The sequence below is a fragment of the Ruegeria atlantica genome (assembly GCF_013032505.1).
Classification (GTDB): Bacteria; Pseudomonadota; Alphaproteobacteria; order Rhodobacterales; family Rhodobacteraceae; genus Ruegeria; species Ruegeria atlantica_F.
Map to the genome: position 1 here is coordinate 1 of NZ_WQCG01000011.1, position 18,304 is coordinate 18,304.

An 18,304-nucleotide genomic window follows, 5' to 3' on the forward strand; every position below is an offset into this window, starting at 1 on the left:
AGTTATAGCAATGGAAAGAAATGGTATCAGCTGTTGCGCTATAATGGCGAAACGGGTGAACTGACCACCTGGCTTTTTGCAAAGAACCGCTTGTGGAAAGGGGACGTGGGCCATCTGCAGGCGCGCATCCCGGTCGTCACCTGGGAGATCTGCCCGAACTTTCCGAGTGCCCAAAGTCTTGGTGCACAGGTCAACACCAGGCAAACCTCCCGCTTCTACGGCGAGCTGGTGCAACAGGACCCGGGCCAGCGCATCCTGCGGCCGCAATATGTGACTGAATGCGCGCATGAGTGGTACGGCAAGAACGCCGACAAGAGCTGCAAATTGCCAGCGGGGAACAACTGATGTCCTGTGCCCGGCTGATATCCCCCGTTTTCACGGCGCTCCTGGCGCTGACCCTGACAACCGGTGCAACGCTGGCCAAGGATAAGAAACGCCCGTCGTATAAAGGTGGCGAGATTTTCCAGAACGTGGCCGTTGAACATGTCCGGCCTTTGCTTGCAAACACCGCATGGGTAACTCGTTGGTGGGACGATGAAGGCAGAGACCAGGGCGGCTATGTCCGGATCGGCTGGTACGGTGCTGACGGTCGGGAACATTCTTGCCTCACAGACTTCGAAGGTGTGTCGGGTGTGTGGGAAGAAGGTATCTATTCCGGACGCATGATCGATGCCAAACGTCATAGCGTGCGCTACCCGCTGAAGGAAGGGAGTTATAGCAATGGAAAGAAATGGTATCAGCTGTTGCGCTATAATGGCGAGACGGGCGAACTGACCACCTGGCTTTTCGCAAAGAACCGCTTGTGGAAAGGGGATGTCGGCCATCTGCAGGCGCGCATCCCGGCCGTCACCTGGGAGATCTGCCCGAACTTCCCGAGCGCCCAAAGTCTTGGGGCACAGGTCAACACCCGACAAACCTCCCGCTTCTACGGCGAGCTGGTGAAACAGGACCCGGGTCAGCGCATCCTGCGGCCGCAATATGTGACTGAATGCGCGCATGAGTGGTACGGCAAGAACGCCCACAAGAGCTGCAAATTGCCAGCGGGGAACAACTGATGTCCTGCGCCCGGCTGATATCCCCCGTTTTCACCGCGCTCCTGGCACTGTGGACTGGGATCGCCACGCAGCTCGCGGCACAGGAACAGAACATTGACGCCCTGACCGGGGCCGGGGTCGGTCTGGACGAAGAAATTCCCGATATCCTGAGCTGTCCGTTCGATGATTTGCTGGCGGCTTATGAGGCCATTTACACCGATACAGATCAGATCGCCTATGCCGCGATTTTCAACGAAGTTACGAAAATCTGCACGGAACGGCAGACACAGGTGCAGCTGGTCCTCAGGCACGAGCAGGACCTGAGATCAGTTCTGGGGGCTTTGATGGCTCCGGTGCAGATTACCGGGACCGGGCCGGGTGTGACGGAGCAGTGCCCGGCGGCGGTTGCCTCGGTCGCGTTGAGGGCTCCTCCCGTGGCAGTAACTCCATTGCAGCCTTCGCCGGTGCCCAACGCCGTAAATCTGAAGGAGGCCAAGGCGGAGGAACTGGAGAGTGACCATGAGGTTGGGCGAGACACACTGAGCTGCGCAGCGCCATATCAGGTGCTGGCGATCCTGGGCTCGCCTGTGCTGGGGCCGGATCTGAATGCGGTGATCTTCGACACCGGTACAGGCGAGCAGCTGACCGTGCGCACGGGCGACGTATTGCCTGGCGGCATCACGATCGAGGCCATCAGCCGCGACGGTGTGATGGTTGAGGCGGGCGGGGACCGGGATCGGCTGCCCAAGCGCCCGGCAAAACCGGAAGTGAGCGACGGTGGCGGGCTGATCTACGAGGCCGCGACCGTCACGGAGCTGTTCGACCCCACGCAATCCGACGCTGGCGCGCTTCATCCGGATCAGGAGGTGCCGGGGCAATGAGTGTCCTGAACCGTATCCGCACTGGCCTCAAGCGCGCAAAACCGGGTCTGCCGGTTCTGGCCAATGGCATCATCATGGTGGATGACGAAAAATTTGCCGCCATCGCCGCCATCCATGAGAACGGTGACTGTTTTGTCGCGACAGGCTACCAGCACAAGGATGTGTTTCGCGAAGGTCGGCAGCGATTGTTGGATGCGCAACAGATCCCGGAAACGGGTACCATCAAAAATTGCAGTCTTGAGACCATCCGCGCGCTCTATCAACAGGACAACGCGGGTCACCCGTTTACCGAGGCGGGTGCGGTTGAACAGACGCAAGGTCACAGGCAATTGGAGGCGACCATAGCCGCAGCGGCGGAAGCCCGGGCGTCGGACCTCAAGATCTATTTGCGCGACAGCTGTACGGAAGTGCGGATAAAGGCCAAATCGCGCGAGTTCGACTATGGCCGGCCATGGACGGTGGCAGAGGGGATTGAGGCCATCAATTATGCGTTTGATGCCCAGGACAAGGGGGCAGGGGAAACAACCCTGAAACGCGCCGGCCGTCAGAGTTTCTCGATCAGCTCACGGGAAAAGCTCAACTTGCCCTCCAACGTGGTGAAGCTGCGGTGCCAGACCGGTCCGCATGAAGGGGATGCGGAGCTTCAAACCCATCTGGTGATGCGGCTGTTTTACAAAAACGATCGCGAGACCGGCGCGCTTGAGGATCTGGGGTTTGACGCGGAAGTGATGGGCAAGCTGGCGCAGGTGCGTGCGAACCTGCGCGGCGGCATCATCATTGGCGGCGAGACCGGCGATGGGAAATCCACCTCGCTGATCAAGAACGCGGAAAGACTCTACGATGAGCATGACGAACAGATTTCACTGGTTACGCTGGAAGACCCGGTTGAGTTTCGGTTGCGCCGGAGCGGAATAATCCAGGTGCCGTTGAATTCGGCGGGGGATGAAGACGATCTTGAGCGGCACTACCGGCAGGCGCTGCGCCATTTTCTCCGGATCAATCCGGATGTCGGAATTATTTCCGAGATCCGCGATGGCACAAGTGCGCGCAAAGTGCTCGATTATATCCGGTCCGGCCACCAGCTGTTTGCAACCGTGCATGTGGAAAGTGCCAACGGTATTCCGTTTCGGTTGGTGTCCATGGGCGTTCCGTCGGAAGAGCTGGCTCATCCGGGCCTGATCCGGCTGCTGATCAAGCAAACACTGGTGCCACTTCTGTGCGATCACTGCAAGCGGCCGTTGCACAAGGCGGACCTCGGCGCGCGGGACAAAGCCCTGGTTGCGCCGCTGCGCCCGGACGCGGCGGCGCTTTATCTGCGCAACCCGGACGGCTGCCGGGCCTGCCGCCGGGAGACCAACGAGATTGGCCGGTTGGCCTGGTGGGGTTACCAGCGCGAAATTGCGGTGGGAGAGGTGATCGAGCCGGACATCTCTTATTTGAAATTCGTCCGGGACCGGGATTCTATTGGTGCGTTGGAACACTGGCTCCGACCGCGAGGGAAGGGCGGCATGGGCGGCATTTCCATCGGGCAGAAGATGACCGAACTGGCGCTGAACGGGCGGGTCGATCCGCGAGACGTGGTTCTCAAACGGGGTGATCTGAGCCAGCGCATGAGTGCTGTTCAGAGGGCGGACCTGAAATGGGGGGAGGCGTAATGCGCAACGCCCTGATGATCTCTTTTCGACGGGTCGTGTTCAACGCGCGCGCGCGCGAAGAAGTCTGGGAGCTGGTCGCGGACCTTATGGAGTCCGGTCTGCAGATGTCGGACGCGTTGGAGACGGTGGCAGACGTGGCGCGGATGCAGGGCGCGGGGCCAATTTCTGATCTTCTTCTCGATGTGCGGGCGGGCATCCCCCGGGCCGAGTTTGTGGAGCGGATTACCCGATATGCGCCGGGCGCGGAAGCCTTGCTGTTCCAGGTCATCGAACAGGCGGATGCGGAGCGCATTTTCCGTGCGGCGGCGCGTGTTGCCGGGCAACAGGACAAGGTGCGCCGGGCATTCCGGTCGGCATTGGCACAGCCCATGGTTTTGCTGGTTCTTGTGGGCGTTTCACTGTTCATGCAGGGGGCCTTGTTCTACCCGGAACTGCAAGCGGTCGCGCCGATGTCGACCTGGCCCGTTTATGCGCAAGTCATCGGGCAGGTCAGCATGTGGTTCAGCGACTATGTGTGGCATCTGCTGATCGGGTTCGGGCTGGTCGTTGTTCTGCTTCGGGTTTTGATGGTGCGGTGGACCGCACCGCCGCGGCAGGTCTTCGACCGGGTGATGCCGTTCTCGTTCTACAAGGTGCAGGCAGGCGTCGGCTTCCTGTTGACGGTGACGGAACTGGGACGCATGGGCGAGACCCTGAACTCCCGGTTGCTGGGCGATCTGGCAGCGGGCGCGACCCCTTACGAGAAATCCCGCATCAGCGCGATCGCCCGCGAACTTGAGGTCAGGAGCTGGGGCGAAGCCTTGCAGGCGACGGGCCACGACTTTCCAGCCCGGGATCTCAATGCGATCCTGGCGGCACTCACCGGAATGGATGACTGGATCGAAAAGTTTGCTCGTTTTCTTGATCGTTGGCTCAACCATTTCGACCGGATGGTGCAGGAGCGCACGGCCGTTCTGAACCGCCTGCTTCTCATCATTGTGGCCGTTGTCATGGGGGCCACGATCTTCAGCATTTCCTCCATCTCACAATCCCTTCAACCTTGATGAAAGAACACGCCCATGCGCGACACTCTGAAACCCTCTCTCTTCGAATATGGCATCCGGGCATTGCCCCGGATAATCGGCACGAGGCGCCGCCGCAGCCTGCGCAAACCCTGCCGGTCGCGCGCCGGTTTTGTAAACCTGTTCGACCAGGCATTGACCTTCCTGGTTGTCATCGCCCTGATCATAGCAGGCCTGGCCCTCTTCCTGGGGAACAGGGAAACGCAACGCAGCAATGCGCTGGTCGCCATGGTGGTCCGCGCCGTGACCACCATCGAGGAAGTTCACGGTTTCAGCGGTGAATATGCGGATGAGTCCTTGCTTGGGTTTCTTGAAGGCAGGGGGTTCAGCGATCGGGAGCTGACCAAGAATTCGTCCGGCACTTACGAACTCACATCGCCTTTTGATACCGGGATTACGATTCAAGGCAATGGCGGGCGGGACTTTACGGTCACCGTCGCTGACTTGCCGCAGGCACCCTGCACGGATTTGAGCCTGGCGTTTCAGGATTCCGGTGCCGGGCTCGACCGGCTGACGATTGGCGGCACCGCGATCACCTTGCCGATGACGGAATCTGCCGTGAACACGGCCTGCGATAACGCGCCCAAAACCGTGGCTTTGACCTTCTGAACCGATGCCGACGATCCGCCGCCGCATATCCTTTTCGCGCCGCCCCCGGCCAACCGGGCACCGGATGTTGCGTTGCCTGCCGCGCAGATCCAGACGCGGATCAATGCTTGTTGTTGCCACGCTGGCCATGGTGATCGTGACGGTTGCGATATCGGTGTTTTGGCAAAGCGAAATCCGCAAGTCCCGCCACGCCCGCAACCTCGCACGCGCGCAGCAGGTGGCGGAAATCGCGTCCCTTTTTGATCTCTATGTGCATCTGAACAAGACCACGTTTGCTCAGGAGCTGGTGGGCAGAGCAGCGGTGGCCTATGAGCTGACGAACGCCGATCTGGCGCTTTACCAGGCCTTTGCGGATGGTGTTGTCTCACCGGTGATCAGCGGCTTCGACTTGACTTATCTGGTGACCGTCCTTCCGGACGGGGAGAAGCGGACCGGTATATTTGGCGTGTTGCATCTGACGGCCAATGAAGATCCCGCCTATTCGGATCTGGACGGGCTTCTGGTCGCCCTGGAAGGGTTTGGGCTGGCCTCCGGAAAGAAGGGCATCAACACCCATGACCGGCTTCTTTCCGTGTCAGACCAGATGGAAAGCTGGTTCGGCCGGGGTCTTGCGGGAGCCGAAGCGGTAATTCTGACGGCAGAGCTGTCCGGTGTCCCACGGGATTACGTTTTGCGGGAATACCGGGCCGGTCATCCGTTGCCTGTCTTTTCCGACGCGTTCGGCGCGCTGGATCTTGCAGGGAACAATCTCACCGGTGTTGCTCTGACAAGGGCAGACAGCGTGACCGCGACGAACGTGAACGGTGCTGTTGCCGCAAACTCCTTTACGGGTTCATTGCGAAGGGTGATCGGGAGCCTGACGGTGGACGGTCGTATTACGGCCCCGCATCTGCAGATAAAAAACGCGTTGTTCCTTGGCGCGGCAAACATAACCAGCGGTCAGACCGGGCAAACCGCCGTGACCGGGGCCGTGACCGTCACGGACCTGACGGCAACAGCAGGTCCGGTGACCGCTGCCGATATGTTTGCCGGGACCATGTCCGTCGCAAATGACGTGACCGGGGTAAACAGGGTGATTGCCAGCGATGTTCTGGTGGATGGCGCCCTGACGCCAACAACGCTCGATGCCACGACGCTGACCAGCGTACAGGCAAGTTTTGGCACATTAACGGTAGGTGGATCATGCGCGGGATGTTGAACAGGGGAGGATTTCGGGTCTCGCGTCATCCGCGCCGGCGGCGGCGGGGATACATGCTGTTCGAAGTGGCGCTGGTTCTGATCATCGCCCTTCCCGTGCTGAAATGGTCGACGGATATTGCGGCACAATATGCCCGGGACCGCGCCGGCTTGAACGAAGCGCGGCTTTTGACGACGGTCGTCGATGCCGGTGCCACGCTGGCCCTGCGCAATCTCGATGACATGATCCGCACGGGTGTTGGTGTTGGCAATGTTCTGGTTCTCGATCTTTCAGACCTCGAAGCGGAAGGGCTTTGGATGGCGGGCAGCGCCCGGCTGACCGCGCTCGGGCGCAAAGTCACGTTAATCCTGCACGCGCGTGGGTCCGACGAGCTGATTTTGATGGCCCGGGCCACGGCACCAACGGGAGAGGCCAATCCCGCCTATGTTCCGCGTGGCGGGGAAGGGGTCGGCCTTGTGGGCTTTGTCCCGCCTGACGATCCGGGCACCCTGAGAGGCCCCGGCATCGATTACGATCTCTCTGCCATTCAAGCGCTGATCGGCGCCCCGGTTCGGTGGGATGCGGTCGCCATTCGTGTGCTGCGAATGGATCGGGATGTGTTGCCGTTTCTGCATCGCCGCGCGCAGCCCGGCTATCCGCAACTCAATCAGATGTCCACGGATCTCGATATGAACGGGTTTGATCTGATTGGGGTTGGGGTACTGGAAACGACCAGCCTCACGGCCACCGCGGAAATGCAGGCGGCGGAGGTTACCGGAACACTCAAAGTGGATGGAATTGTCGAGGTTGCAAGTGATCTGAGCATAAAGGGTCGGCTGAAATCCAGGGCTGCAACGATCGACGGAGAGATTACGTCCAAAACGCTCAATGTTTCCAATCGGTCCACGTTCGGAACGCTGACAACCGGCACACTGACCGCCAGTGGTCCCGTGTCGGTTGATAACGACCTTGTTGTCGGGGGCGCGGCAAGGCTGGGCGCGCTGGCCGTATCGGATGTGTCGGCACGGCGCATCCAGGCCGCATCTTTGTTGGTGGGCACGGTTGCGGCCAATGCTGCTTTTGTCACCGTGACGCGAGCGACAACAGGCCAGATTCAAGCACTTATCACGGGGAGATGCTCGGGATGTTGATGAATCGATTCAGAACGAAAGGCTGGATGATGGCGGGTGCGGCCCTGCTGATCGCCGCCACCTCCGCCATGTCCCAGGAAACCGCGGAGACCCGTTCGGGCAATGGCGGCCTGCGCGAAATGGCTGCAATCCGGGATGGATTGCAGGCGGATGTGCGGGCGCTGCAACGTGTTGCAGCCTACCAGGAGGGCCTTCTGCGCCTTGCGGGAGAGGACCCCGAAGACGCCCTTCGCGCACGGCGTTCCGAACGGGATTGCCTGGCGGAACTGAACGCCGCAAGTCTCTGCGCCGCCCTGACCGGCAGTTTTGAGAGGGTGGAATGATCCTTTCCGTCACCCTCCTGAGCCTGTTTCTCGTGGTGCTGATCGCGGTTGATTGCCGGACCTTCGAGATCGATTTCGCGGCCCTGGCCATGGTGGCGTTCAATGGTATTTGCCTGAATCTTTATCTGAAGGTCCCGATTGAGGACATGATATTGGGAAGCGTCTGCTGGGCGATTGCATGGGGTGTGATCCGGTGGGTATTGGGGCGTCATGCGATCGGGCAGGGCGACTTGTGGCTGTTTGCCACGTTGGGTCTGCTGTCCGGGTTGTCCGGATCCGTCCTTGCGGTAGCCGTGTTTTTTGGGCTGAGCCTGGTGACGGCGCAAAGTTACCGGATTGCCCGGTCCCGATCGCGCGGTGTTGATCGCGCCCGGTTGCGTCGTATGCGCCGACGCTTTGAGCTGCACCCTGCAGCACTTCCGGCAGGTATGACACTCTTTGCGATTTTCATCATGCGCCTTGCAGGTATCGGCTTTCTGATTTCCCCGCCGATGTTCTGGCTCGATCGGGGACCGGCGATCAACGCGGCACTGCGCGCGGGTATCGAGACATGGGGCGCACCCATCGCCGTCCTGGCAATGATCGCGGCGGTGGCCTGGACGATCCATGGCCGCCGGGATGTGCTGAGGAGCCAACCGGGACGTGCCCGCGAACAGGATGTGCCGCCATGCTGAACACATCCCTAGACCGGAGGCAGTCCGATGATTCCGGGGCGTAATCTCAAATACAGGTTTAAGATGACGCTTCCAGTCCTGGCGGTTGCGTTGATTTTCGCAGGGTCTGGCAAGGCCTGGACCATAATGCGGGATCTGATATCACCGGCGTCGGCACAAGAGGCGATGCTTCAGGGTGTGGCCGTGATCACCGATGGTGACACGCTTGAGATTCGCGATACGCGTATCCGGCTGCACGGGATCGATGCGCCCGAAAGCGGGCAGATCTGCGAGGATGCGGCCGGGGGGACCTATCGTTGCGGACAGATGGCGGCGCTGGCACTGGCGGACCGGATCGGACGGAAACCTGTCACCTGCACCCGGCAGGACAGGGACAGTCACGGGCGGGTGGTCGCCATTTGCCATCAGGGCGCAACCGATCTGAACCGCTGGTTGGTCTCAAATGGCCATGCGCTTGCCTGGCGTAAGTACAGTCGGGATTACGTGGATGCGGAACAGCAGGCCCGGCGCGGGAGGCGGGGCATCTGGGCCGGACGCTTCATCGCCCCGTGGGACTGGCGACAGGGCGTGAGACTGGAGTCAGAGCATCCGGCGCGGGCGGCCCCCACCGGCACCGCAACAGCACAGTGCGAAATCAAGGGCAACATAAGCCGCTCTGGCGAGCGCATTTATCACCTGCCGGGACAACGACACTACACGCAGACCCGGATCGATACCGGCAGAGGCGAACGGTGGTTTTGTTCCGAGACTGAGGCCCGCGCGGCCGGATGGCGGAGGGCACGCGGGTGATCGATCTGTCACGCGATACAGCGCTCTCCTGTTTCCGATCAAACGCGACCTGCGTGCGCACCAGCGCACGTATCCAGGCAGCAATCGCGGGTGGGGGGCCGGGCAGATGACGCTGCAGAGCAAAATCGAATGGTGCGATTTCACGGTAAACGTGGTCGAGGGGTGCCAGAAGGTCGGCCCGGGCTGCGGCGAGACAGGAGGGCAGGGATGACCGACCACCCCCGACGCATCCAGTTGCAGCGCACTAAAGGTTGGCGGAAACCCGACAACACAACCGTAGTCGCGCGCCCGGGCCCGTGGGGAAACCCATTCAAGGTAGGGGTTCATGGCGATGCAGAAGAATGCGTGCGCAAGTATCGTCGCCTTCTGGGCGGCTTGATTGATGTCGCTTCGCAACCCTGCCCGTCCTATGCGGAGCAATCTGCCACCCTGGATCACGTCCGCGAGCAAATCCACACCCTGCGCGGCCGCAATCTCGGCTGCTGGTGCAAACTCGATCAACCCTGTCACGCAGCCGTGTTGCTGAAATTAGCTAACGGGAGTAAGTCATGAACGAGGTACCAGAGAGAATTTACGCCTGGATCGGTTACCGCGACCCAAAAGTTGTCAATGGTGAATTCAGCACGAACAAGGATTTTTTTGACAGTGAGGGCATGGCTTACGTGCCCGAAGAAATGGTCGAAGCGGAGCGTGAACGTGTCGAGGTTGACCACGAAGTTACGCTTTCCGGCGCTTTAAAGGTTCTGGCACGGTGTACGGCGGAGCGTGATGCCGCTCGAAAGCACCGTCGTTTCCTCTGGGACCTGTTGGATCAGATCGATACCCTTCACGACGCCTGCAAGGACGATGACGCTTCGTTCAGGGAACTGGCCCGCGACGTGCAGCAGCGACGTCACGAGATCAACTCATCAGACGGAGACGACATTGTTTTCAATGATGATAAAGCCAAGCGGACGGACGCCCGTGCGGCGCTGATCCGGGAGTTGGAGACCTTTTGCGCCACTCCTGAAGATGCCGTGGGTATGGAATGCGCAGGCATGATGATCGTAGTGTTCACCGCGCTCCTCACTCATGGTGGCGATCTTACCGTGCAGGAAAAATCACCCGAAGCACAGGAAACGCCGGACGGACAACGCAGGGTCTTTCTGCGTCTTCACGGGCTGGCGGTGCGCGGGTGCAATATGGAAGAGGCCTTAACCAACTGGCTCGCCGCTGCCCGGGCCAGCGTGTCTGAGGGCACGCGGCAACAGCGGCAAAGGGGGCAGCCATGGGTCAACTGAAGCCGGGATATGGCAGTGGTGTTTCCGAGCAGCGACGGCATGTGTCGGATAATGAAGTTTATGTTAAATGTGTTAGTATTATTGACCCCGTTTCAAAGCGCACCTGTTCAGCGCATGCGCCGCGCTCGCTCGATCAGTTTTTCCTGGAAGACCCAGAGAGCCGCGGCCAGCATCAGGCCCGCGAAGGTGAGCCCGCCAACCAACACCCCGAAGAACAGTGCCACGAGGGCTGCGGGTGCGAGAGCTGCGGCGCTGACGCCCAGCCAGGCCTTGAGCACCGTCTCCGGCGCGGGCGGGTCGTCGAAGCCCACGAAGTCCCAGTCCTTCAGGCGCGTATCCGGCAGCACGTCAGGCATGTGGGTCGGGTATTTCATCCGCTCCAGCCGCATGGCGAACCATTGCGGATCATCCCGGGCAATGTCGCGCAGCCAGAGGATCCCGCCTGCAAGCATCAGCGCCCCGCCGATGAGACCCCAGGGCGTGATGCCGAACACCGCCACTACGAGAAAGGCGATCACGCCCAGCCACACGAGGAACGGCATACGCTCGCAGCCGAACAGCATCGGTGGGGTGATCAGGTGCATCTCGAAACGGCCGATTTCGGGGCCGGGTGCATTGTCTTCTTCCATCGGGTCCATCGCGGGTGTCTCCGGGTTCGGGGCAGTACCCCTCCCGTGAGAGGCATATCCGCCTGGTCAGAGTCCGGCACCCTGTTCCCGCCTGTGGCGATGTACCGGATGCCATCGATTTTGATGCTCAAAGATTTGAGCGTCACCGCTTCTCCCGGGGCGTTCTTCACAAAGCCACTATGGGAGAAGGCGGGGCGCCGGTGCAAGACCCGTGTCCCGCCGCATTATGTACTGGCCGCGCCGCCCGACCCGGGGGGGCGATCATGACCGCCGCCCGCAACATGATTCCCCTTCCCGGCCCCTTCGCGGCACTGCTCGAAGCGGCGGAGGTGATCGATATCTGCGTCAACCCCGACGGGGCTGTCTTTGTGGAACGTTTCGGAGCGGGTTGGGTGCATTGGGGCACGCTTGCGGCGGCGGATGCCGAGGGGTTCCTGCGCTGGTGTGCCACCAGGACGGGAACCTCTATCACCGAAGAACACCCGCGCCTCAAGGGCCGCATTCCGGGGACAGCGCATCGCGTCGCCGGGTTGATCCCGCCGGTGGTGGAGGGCCCCACCTTCTCGATCCGGCGGCACTCCGAGCGGGTGATTTCCCTGGAGGAATATGTCCCCGATCCGGAGCCCTGCGGCATCCTGGCCCGGGCGCTCGCGGAGCGGTACAACATTCTTATTGCTGGCGCGACAGGCTCGGGCAAGACAACGCTGCTGAATGCCTGCTTGGACGAGGTGGCCCGCATCGCGCCTGGCACGCGGCTTGTCACCATAGAGGATACGGCGGAGATCCGCACCCGGCTGGCCAACAGGGTGCAGATGCATGCCTCCGACAGCACCGGCATGGACGCGTTGCTGGCCGAGACGCTGCGGCATGCCCCGACCCGGATCGTGCTGGGCGAGGTGCGCGAGGGCCATGTGTTGATGACCCTGCTCAAGGCCTGGCACACCGGACATCCCGGCGGCCTCGTCACACTTCATGCCAACTCGGCGGCGGAGGTGATGGACCGGCTCCGGACGCTGGCAACCGAGGTGATGGCCTCCGACCCGACGCCCGCACTGATGCAGGCCACCGACATGATCGTCTTCGTTCGCCGGGGCACCGCCGCACCGGAAATCGCAACCATCCTGACCCGCCCCGGACCCGAACAGGGTCGGAGCACCCAGTTGGAGACCGCCTATGAGATATAAACCGACCTTTTTTCGCCGTGCCCGCCGACTGGCTGTTCCGCTGGCCTGCGCACTCCTGTTGATGCTCGCCCTGCTGATCCCGGACCCCGCTATGGCGGCGGACAATATTTTTGCCGGCCGCTCACCACTGACGCGCTTCATCGAGTTCATCACCGGAATCTTCGCCTACATGCTTGTCATTGTTGGCCTCATCGTCACGCTGGGCGGCCTCATTCTCGGCTCCGACATGAGCGGGTTCTCCCGCCGCGCGCCGCTGGTGGTGGTTTCGGGCGCGGTTCTGATCCTCGCTGATGTCATGGTGGGGTCGCTGTTCGGAGCCCAGGGTGGCTATGAATTGCCGGCTGTTGCGACCATCGGTGACCTCACCCCGGAACAGGCGGGACCGCTGCTTCCTCCGTCCGAAAGCGCTGCTGTGGAAAGCCCGGCCCCTGAACCGCAGGCGGAGGAGCAGCTTTGATGACCCAACTCGATCTCACACTGTTGCTCCGGGAAGACCTGTGGCCAGACCCCGAAACCCGGACCTGCCGGGAGTGCGGTTGCACCGACGACAACTGCCGGATCTGTATCGAACGCACCGGAGAATCCTGTTTCTGGGTCGGCGATGATTTGTGCAGCGCCTGCGCATCCAGGAGCGGCGAGGCAGCCCTTTCCGTCGCCGCGAACAATGACAAGTCACGAAAAAACGCAGCAAAGGACCGCTCTCGCATTCCTCCCCGCCCTGAAGAACGGGGTATCCAGCGAGGTGAGCGATGAGCTGGAACCCCGCATACCATCTCACGGTCCGATTGGCCTGGAGGGGCGTGCCGACCTGTCTCCTCGCCCTCACCTTCCTTGCGCTGCCCCCCGCAACCCTCCTGGCTCAGGCGCCGGGGGAGCCGATCTCGACAACCGTCCTCGACCCTGTAAATCCGACCGGTGCCGGGGAAGGCGATGCGGCCGACATCGGGGATATGCCGGGTGCGGACCCCCTCTCCGCTTCGGGCTCCGAAACAGCGGGCCCGCGCGACTGGGATGCGCCTTCCGCCCGCGCCAACGAGGTGTTGGGCCCCCGTGCGGACACTTTTGCCGGACCCGGCACGGGGAAAGCGCTGGCACAGGAGGCCCGGGCGCAGGACATGCCCGGCCCTGCGGTCGATCCCGGTGAGACCGCCCGGTCCGTTCCCCCGGAACCAGCGCGCGCATCCCGCGCGTCACCGACCACAACAAACGTCCAGGATCTGCTGGCTGAGCTTTGGCGCGAGGCGGTCGCGACGGGTAAAACGACGCAGGGGTTTGCAGCCTGGCTGGGAGAGGTGCTCGACCAGAGCGGTCCGGTGGCACCGCCGCGACCTGAGCTGCCCGCAGACCAGGCGGGTCGGGTGCGCATGGTGTCCGAACGCTGGCTTACCCGGGCGGGACCGGTGGCGCTTGGTGTGGCGGGCCGGGTGGTGACCACCTTCGGCTCGGCCATTCCCACCGCCTTCTGCGCGCCGCTGACGGTCTGTTACATCGAACTCGAACCGGGTGAGGTCATCACCGGCACACCCAGCGTGGGCGATGCCGTGCGCTGGCAGGTTACCGTCAAGACACAAGGCATCGACCCGGAAACGTATCTGATCGAGATCAAGCCGGCAGAGGACGCGGAGATTACCAATCTCGTCATTCCCACCGACCGGCGACTTTATTCGATCAACCTGGTCAATGACCCGGAGGTGCACACGCCGATCCTGTCTTTTGTGTATCCCGACAGCGCGGCGCGCAGGATCGCGGAAGAGATCGCGGAGCGAGCCGCAAAGGAAGACGAAGCCAAAGCGGCGGCTGAACGACGCAAGGCAATTGCCGCCGCTGCGCGGGCGGCTCAACTCGAACATTCCGGCGTGCAGACCACGAAAGGTTCCGTGTCGGCCGACCAGCTGGATTTCGGGTTCCGGATAGAGGGCAAGGCCCCGTTTCGCCCGGTGCGCGTCTTTGCCGACGGACGCAGAACATATATCGATCTGCACCCGAACTATCGCGGCGCGCTGCCGGTGATCATCGCCGGACCTGGCGAGGCCAACAAGGCGCTCAATACCCGCGTGGCGCAGGGCGGTGCGCGGCTCGTGGCCGACCGGGTGATTGCCGACATCTGGCTGCAAGCTGGCAGGAAGCGCGTCCGGATCCGGAAAACCGGTTCATGACGGCGCGCGCGACATATCGGCTCCTGGCCATTCTGCTCTGCGTCAATCTGCTCGCAGGCTGTGCCGGTTCCGGGGGCCACGGGAGCGGAACGGGGACGGTGACCTTTTCCGGTGGAACAGCGCGGGTGAGCGACGTCCAGGCCTGCGCCATCGGCTATGACATGGCCCGGCAGATTCATGACCGCGTTTCGCTCCGGCGCACGGTGCTGCTGGCCCCACCCCGCGCCACCGCTTGTGAGGCTCACGCGCTGGAATACCTGCGTCGGGCCGGGTTCCGTATCGACACAACAGGTCAGGGCGGGACGCGGATTAACATAGCGCTGAGCCGGCCCGAGCCGGAGATCATCAGCGCCGTGGCCCGGATCGGCGATGACCTGCGCATCGCGCGCAGCTACCAACCTGCGCGCACCGGTGTCGTCGCCGCCGGTCCCGTCAGCATCCAGCATCTCGCGCCCGACACTTTTGACAGGCGGGGGAGCGGAACATGAGCATGCGGCGCTTCATGGATGTGGTGAACTGGGACACGATCATCGCCCCGGGCGTTCTCCTCTGCAAGGATGGCAGCTATCTCGCGGGCTGGCGGGTGACCGGCATCGACACGGAAAGCATCGCCCCCGATGAGGTTCAGGCATTGCGGGTTCAGATCGCGACCGGCCTGTCACATCTCGGGGACGCGCATACGCTCTGGACCGTCTGGCAGCGCCGACCCCGAACGCCCGAAGATCTGATCGCGGACACGGGGGACATAGCACTCGACATCCTCGCGGACGAGACCAACAGCCTCTTCTCCGCCCCCGGCCAGGTCTGGCAGGACCAGTTGACGCTGTTTCTTGGCTGGTCGCCCGAACATTCCATTTCTTCGGCGGCGGAACTCGAGGGATTCGAAGAGGCGCGCGCGTTGCTGGAATCCTGGTTCGATCCCATCCTCGCCCTGGACCGGATCGACCCGCCGCAAACAGGACCGGTCTTCAATCCGGATCTCGTGCGCATCCTTGCCGCGCTGCTGGGCGAGAACCGCCCTGCGCCCCGGCTTGGGACGGGCGCATTGCCGGTTGGGCTCGATGCGTTGCTGGCCCCGGCGCTCTTCCAGCGCAGCGCGGGAGGTCCGGTGCGCATTGGTGATCGCCCGTTGGCGGTGATGACGCTGTCTGGCGAGCGCGAGGCCTACCTTCCGGCTCCGCTGGAAAGGGTGCAGGATCTCGATCTGCCGCTGATCTGGATCACCCGCCATCAGGCAATGTCGAAACAGGCGGCGCTGGCACGGGCGGCCTGGAAGCAGAAGACCTGGAGCCAGGCCGGGGCCAATATGCTGGCCAATATCGAGGGCAGCGGCGGTGGCACGCGCAGTCTTTTTGCAGATCGCATGGCGGCGCGGATGGACGAGACCAGGGCCGTGATCGAAAGCGGTGTGACCGGGCACGGCAATTTCCTCTCCGTGCTCCTGCTCTACGGCGGACGCGGAGCCGGACCGGAAACGCTCACCCGCGATATTCGCCGCATCCGGGAAACCGTGCAACTGGGAGGGTTTGCGCTGACCGAAGAACGCACCGGCGCGGTGCCGGTGCTGCTCTCCGCCCTGCCCGGCCATGCCACGCCCACATGCCGCGACGCCATGGTGGGGTCGCAGGTAACGGCCGACCTCATGCCCGTGCGCGGTCTCTGGCCGGGCTCCCCCACCTGTCCTTCCCCGCTGCTGCCGCCCGGCACCCGGGCCCTGTTGCCCGCGCTCACGCGCTCGGGCGAGTTGTTCCACTTCAACCTGCACGTGAGCGATGTCGGTCACACGCTGATCTTCGGTCCCACCGGCACGGGAAAATCCGTGCTGCTGGGCCAACTCGTCGCCGCCTGGCTCAGATACAGGGATGCGCAGGTGATTGTCTTCGATCGCGGCCGCTCAATCCGCCATGCCTGCGCCGCCCTCAATGGCATATTCCTGGAACCCGGCATCGGTGGGGAGACAGGGGTCGCACCGCTCGACCAGATCGACCGCTTGGGCGCGGCCTGGGCGCTGGACTGGCTGACAAACATGGTTCGGCTCGGCATCAGGAGCCAACCCGGCCCGGATCAGATCCAGGAATTGCGTGCCGCACTGGATCTGATGATCCAGGGGGGCGACACCTCGCTTCCCCGCCTGGCCGACCTGGTACAGGACAAGATCCTGCGACAGGTCTTCGCCGAATGGCTCACCGGGCCCCACGCGGGTCTGTTCGACAGGCAGGGCAGCGATATCGCCGGCGGACTCGCAGGAGCCCGGCTCACTGTTTTCGAGACTCATCCGCTGTTCGAGGCGCGCGAAGCCGTCGCCCTGCTCTCGCTCGATTACATTTTCGCCGAGGTGGCGCGGCGGTTCGACGGGCGACCGACGCTGCTGGTGATCGACGAGGGCTGGTTCTTCCTCGACCACGAGGTCTTCGCCGAACGCATCCGCTTCTGGCTCAAGGAAGGCCGCAAGATGAATCTGGCCCTGGTGCTGGCCACGCAATCGATCTCGGACGCGGCCCGCTCCCCGATCATCACCGATCTGCTCGAAAGCTGTCCGACCCGTCTCTACCTCGCCAGCCCCACCGCGACCACGGAGGTGAACGCCCCGCAATACCGCCAGGTGGGTCTCGACAACGCCGGGATCGCAACCGTCGCCGGGCTGCGTCCCAAGCGCGAAATGCTGATGGTTCAGGACCGGATCACCCGCGTGCTCGGCTTCCCGCTTACCCCGGTGGGGCTTTCGATTCTCGGGCGCACCACCAAAACCGACAGCGCCCGCGCGGCGGAGCGCGCCGCACATGACCCTGATTTCTGGATGGAGGACATTGCAAATGAAGACATCGTTCGCGGCGCCATGGAATAAGTTGGCTAACGTCCCGGTTTCAAGCGCACTGAGACCGGGAAATGCCATAATCCGCACCCTTGCCCTGGCCGGTCTGCTGGCGCTCGCATCGCCCCCCGCATCCGCGGGACCGGGGGGGCTGGGGACTGCCACGGAATGGACGCAGCGGCTCAACAATGTCGAATTGGGCACCATCGCGGGGCTGGAGGCGCGTATTCTGTCGACGGGAACCGAGCAGCTGCTGACAGAGGTCGAACAGCTTGCCACCCAGATCCGCACCTACGAGATCATGCTGCGCAACGTCCGGAACCTGCCGGAACAGCATCTGCGCGCGGCCATGGCACCGATTCTGCGCCTGCGCGAGATTGGCGCCGAGGCCGGGGCCATCGCGCAGGCCGGACACGCGCTGGACAGTTTCCTGCGTTCCGATCTCATCACCGATCCGCTCTTCGACCGCACCGGACTGGAGCGGGCCAATGTTGCGGCGCGCTACGACGATTGGCAGGCCCGCTGGCAGGCCAGCCTCAAAGCCGGGCTCGGCACCGCCGGCGCGACGCTGACGGATGTGGAAAATGAGGCAGAGCTGATCGATCTGGTCACCGCCCGGTTCGGGTCCGAGGCAGGGCAGATGCAGGTGTTGCAGGGGGCCAATCAGATCGCCGCCTCGCTGGCGCGACAGATGAACGGGCTGCGCGCCATCACCGCCACTCAGGCTGAACAGACCAGCCTCGCCTGGGGCCGGGTACTGGCCGACATGGACCGCGAGGAGGCGCTCCGTCGTCGGCACGAGCGCGAGGTGCACGAAACTCTCGAAAGCCTTGAGCGCGTCGCACCCGGTCCCAGCCTCAACGAAATCTTCCGTATCGGAGAGTAAAAG

At 62.8% G+C, this 18,304-nt stretch carries 21 protein-coding genes; 20 read left to right on the forward strand and 1 reads right to left on the reverse strand.

Annotation, left to right across the window (positions count from 1 at the left end):
* From GOW92_RS22900 to GOW92_RS22960, 13 genes are all read left to right on the forward strand, one after another.
* A partial coding sequence (locus tag GOW92_RS22900; RefSeq protein WP_217356574.1) for a hypothetical protein occupies positions 1-345 on the forward strand: 345 nt, incomplete at its 5' end.
* Positions 345-1,055, forward strand: a complete 711-nt coding sequence (locus GOW92_RS22905) for a hypothetical protein (protein ID WP_170565559.1) — start codon at positions 345-347, stop codon at positions 1,053-1,055. The genes GOW92_RS22900 and GOW92_RS22905, both read left to right, overlap by 1 nt.
* On the forward strand, positions 1,055-1,915 hold the full coding sequence (locus tag GOW92_RS22910; RefSeq protein ID WP_170565562.1) for a hypothetical protein: 861 nt from the start codon (positions 1,055-1,057) through the stop codon (positions 1,913-1,915). The genes GOW92_RS22905 and GOW92_RS22910 overlap by 1 nt, the downstream gene beginning before the upstream one ends.
* Positions 1,912-3,570, forward strand: a complete 1,659-nt coding sequence (locus GOW92_RS22915) for an ATPase, T2SS/T4P/T4SS family (protein WP_170565565.1) — start codon at positions 1,912-1,914, stop codon at positions 3,568-3,570. Before GOW92_RS22910 ends, GOW92_RS22915 begins: the two co-directional genes overlap by 4 nt.
* On the forward strand, positions 3,570-4,613 hold the full coding sequence (locus tag GOW92_RS22920; RefSeq protein ID WP_170565568.1) for a type II secretion system F family protein: 1,044 nt from the start codon (positions 3,570-3,572) through the stop codon (positions 4,611-4,613). The genes GOW92_RS22915 and GOW92_RS22920 overlap by 1 nt, the downstream gene beginning before the upstream one ends.
* 15 nt (positions 4,614-4,628) lie before the next feature.
* Positions 4,629-5,240: a type 4 pilus major pilin gene (locus GOW92_RS22925; protein WP_170565572.1), complete on the forward strand. Its 612-nt coding sequence runs from the start codon at positions 4,629-4,631 to the stop codon at positions 5,238-5,240.
* A 103-nt stretch (positions 5,241-5,343) separates the two neighbouring features.
* Positions 5,344-6,438 (forward strand): hypothetical protein, encoded by a 1,095-nt coding sequence (locus GOW92_RS22930; protein WP_170565575.1) that lies wholly within the window; start codon positions 5,344-5,346, stop codon positions 6,436-6,438.
* Positions 6,439-6,491: 53 nt separating this feature from the next.
* Positions 6,492-7,568: a hypothetical protein gene (locus GOW92_RS22935; protein WP_170565578.1), complete on the forward strand. Its 1,077-nt coding sequence runs from the start codon at positions 6,492-6,494 to the stop codon at positions 7,566-7,568.
* The gene (locus tag GOW92_RS22940; protein WP_170565581.1) at positions 7,568-7,891 is read left to right on the forward strand and encodes a hypothetical protein; all 324 of its coding nucleotides are present in this window, start codon (positions 7,568-7,570) and stop codon (positions 7,889-7,891) included. The genes GOW92_RS22935 and GOW92_RS22940 overlap by 1 nt, the downstream gene beginning before the upstream one ends.
* Positions 7,888-8,565, forward strand: a complete 678-nt coding sequence (locus tag GOW92_RS22945) for a hypothetical protein (protein WP_170565584.1) — start codon at positions 7,888-7,890, stop codon at positions 8,563-8,565. The genes GOW92_RS22940 and GOW92_RS22945 overlap by 4 nt, the downstream gene beginning before the upstream one ends.
* A 63-nt stretch (positions 8,566-8,628) precedes the next feature.
* Positions 8,629-9,354 (forward strand): thermonuclease family protein, encoded by a 726-nt coding sequence (locus tag GOW92_RS22950; protein ID WP_170565587.1) that lies wholly within the window; start codon positions 8,629-8,631, stop codon positions 9,352-9,354.
* A 207-nt stretch (positions 9,355-9,561) separates the two neighbouring features.
* Positions 9,562-9,906: a DUF4326 domain-containing protein gene (locus tag GOW92_RS22955; protein ID WP_170565590.1), complete on the forward strand. Its 345-nt coding sequence runs from the start codon at positions 9,562-9,564 to the stop codon at positions 9,904-9,906.
* Positions 9,903-10,634 carry a hypothetical protein gene (locus GOW92_RS22960; protein ID WP_170565593.1) on the forward strand — a complete coding sequence of 244 codons (732 nt, stop codon included), beginning with the start codon at positions 9,903-9,905 and terminating at the stop codon, positions 10,632-10,634. The genes GOW92_RS22955 and GOW92_RS22960 overlap by 4 nt, the downstream gene beginning before the upstream one ends.
* 107 nt (positions 10,635-10,741) lie before the next feature.
* Here the strand turns inward: GOW92_RS22960 and GOW92_RS22965 are convergent, their stop codons facing one another.
* Positions 10,742-11,272 (reverse strand): VirB3 family type IV secretion system protein, encoded by a 531-nt coding sequence (locus tag GOW92_RS22965; protein ID WP_170565596.1) that lies wholly within the window; start codon positions 11,270-11,272, stop codon positions 10,742-10,744.
* 254 nt (positions 11,273-11,526) lie between these two features.
* Between GOW92_RS22965 and GOW92_RS22970 the strand changes: the two genes are divergently transcribed.
* From GOW92_RS22970 to GOW92_RS23000, 7 genes are read left to right on the forward strand one after another with little or no spacing between them, the layout of a single operon-like run.
* Complete coding sequence (locus GOW92_RS22970) at positions 11,527-12,447, forward strand: ATPase, T2SS/T4P/T4SS family (protein ID WP_170565599.1); 921 nt, start codon at positions 11,527-11,529, stop codon at positions 12,445-12,447.
* Positions 12,437-12,904, forward strand: coding sequence for a TrbC/VirB2 family protein (locus GOW92_RS22975; RefSeq protein ID WP_170565602.1), 468 nt, complete (start codon positions 12,437-12,439; stop codon positions 12,902-12,904). The genes GOW92_RS22970 and GOW92_RS22975 overlap by 11 nt, the downstream gene beginning before the upstream one ends.
* Positions 12,904-13,200: a hypothetical protein gene (locus tag GOW92_RS22980; RefSeq protein ID WP_170565605.1), complete on the forward strand. Its 297-nt coding sequence runs from the start codon at positions 12,904-12,906 to the stop codon at positions 13,198-13,200. The genes GOW92_RS22975 and GOW92_RS22980 overlap by 1 nt, the downstream gene beginning before the upstream one ends.
* Positions 13,197-14,603: a TrbG/VirB9 family P-type conjugative transfer protein gene (locus GOW92_RS22985; RefSeq protein WP_170565609.1), complete on the forward strand. Its 1,407-nt coding sequence runs from the start codon at positions 13,197-13,199 to the stop codon at positions 14,601-14,603. The genes GOW92_RS22980 and GOW92_RS22985 overlap by 4 nt, the downstream gene beginning before the upstream one ends.
* Positions 14,600-15,091 carry a hypothetical protein gene (locus GOW92_RS22990; protein ID WP_170565613.1) on the forward strand — a complete coding sequence of 164 codons (492 nt, stop codon included), beginning with the start codon at positions 14,600-14,602 and terminating at the stop codon, positions 15,089-15,091. Before GOW92_RS22985 ends, GOW92_RS22990 begins: the two co-directional genes overlap by 4 nt.
* The gene (locus tag GOW92_RS22995; protein ID WP_170565616.1) at positions 15,088-17,448 is read left to right on the forward strand and encodes a hypothetical protein; all 2,361 of its coding nucleotides are present in this window, start codon (positions 15,088-15,090) and stop codon (positions 17,446-17,448) included. Before GOW92_RS22990 ends, GOW92_RS22995 begins: the two co-directional genes overlap by 4 nt.
* Entirely contained in the window at positions 17,417-18,301 is an 885-nt protein-coding gene (locus GOW92_RS23000; RefSeq protein ID WP_170565620.1) for a hypothetical protein, read from the forward strand. The genes GOW92_RS22995 and GOW92_RS23000 overlap by 32 nt, the downstream gene beginning before the upstream one ends.
* The last annotated feature ends 3 nt before the right edge of the window (positions 18,302-18,304 follow it).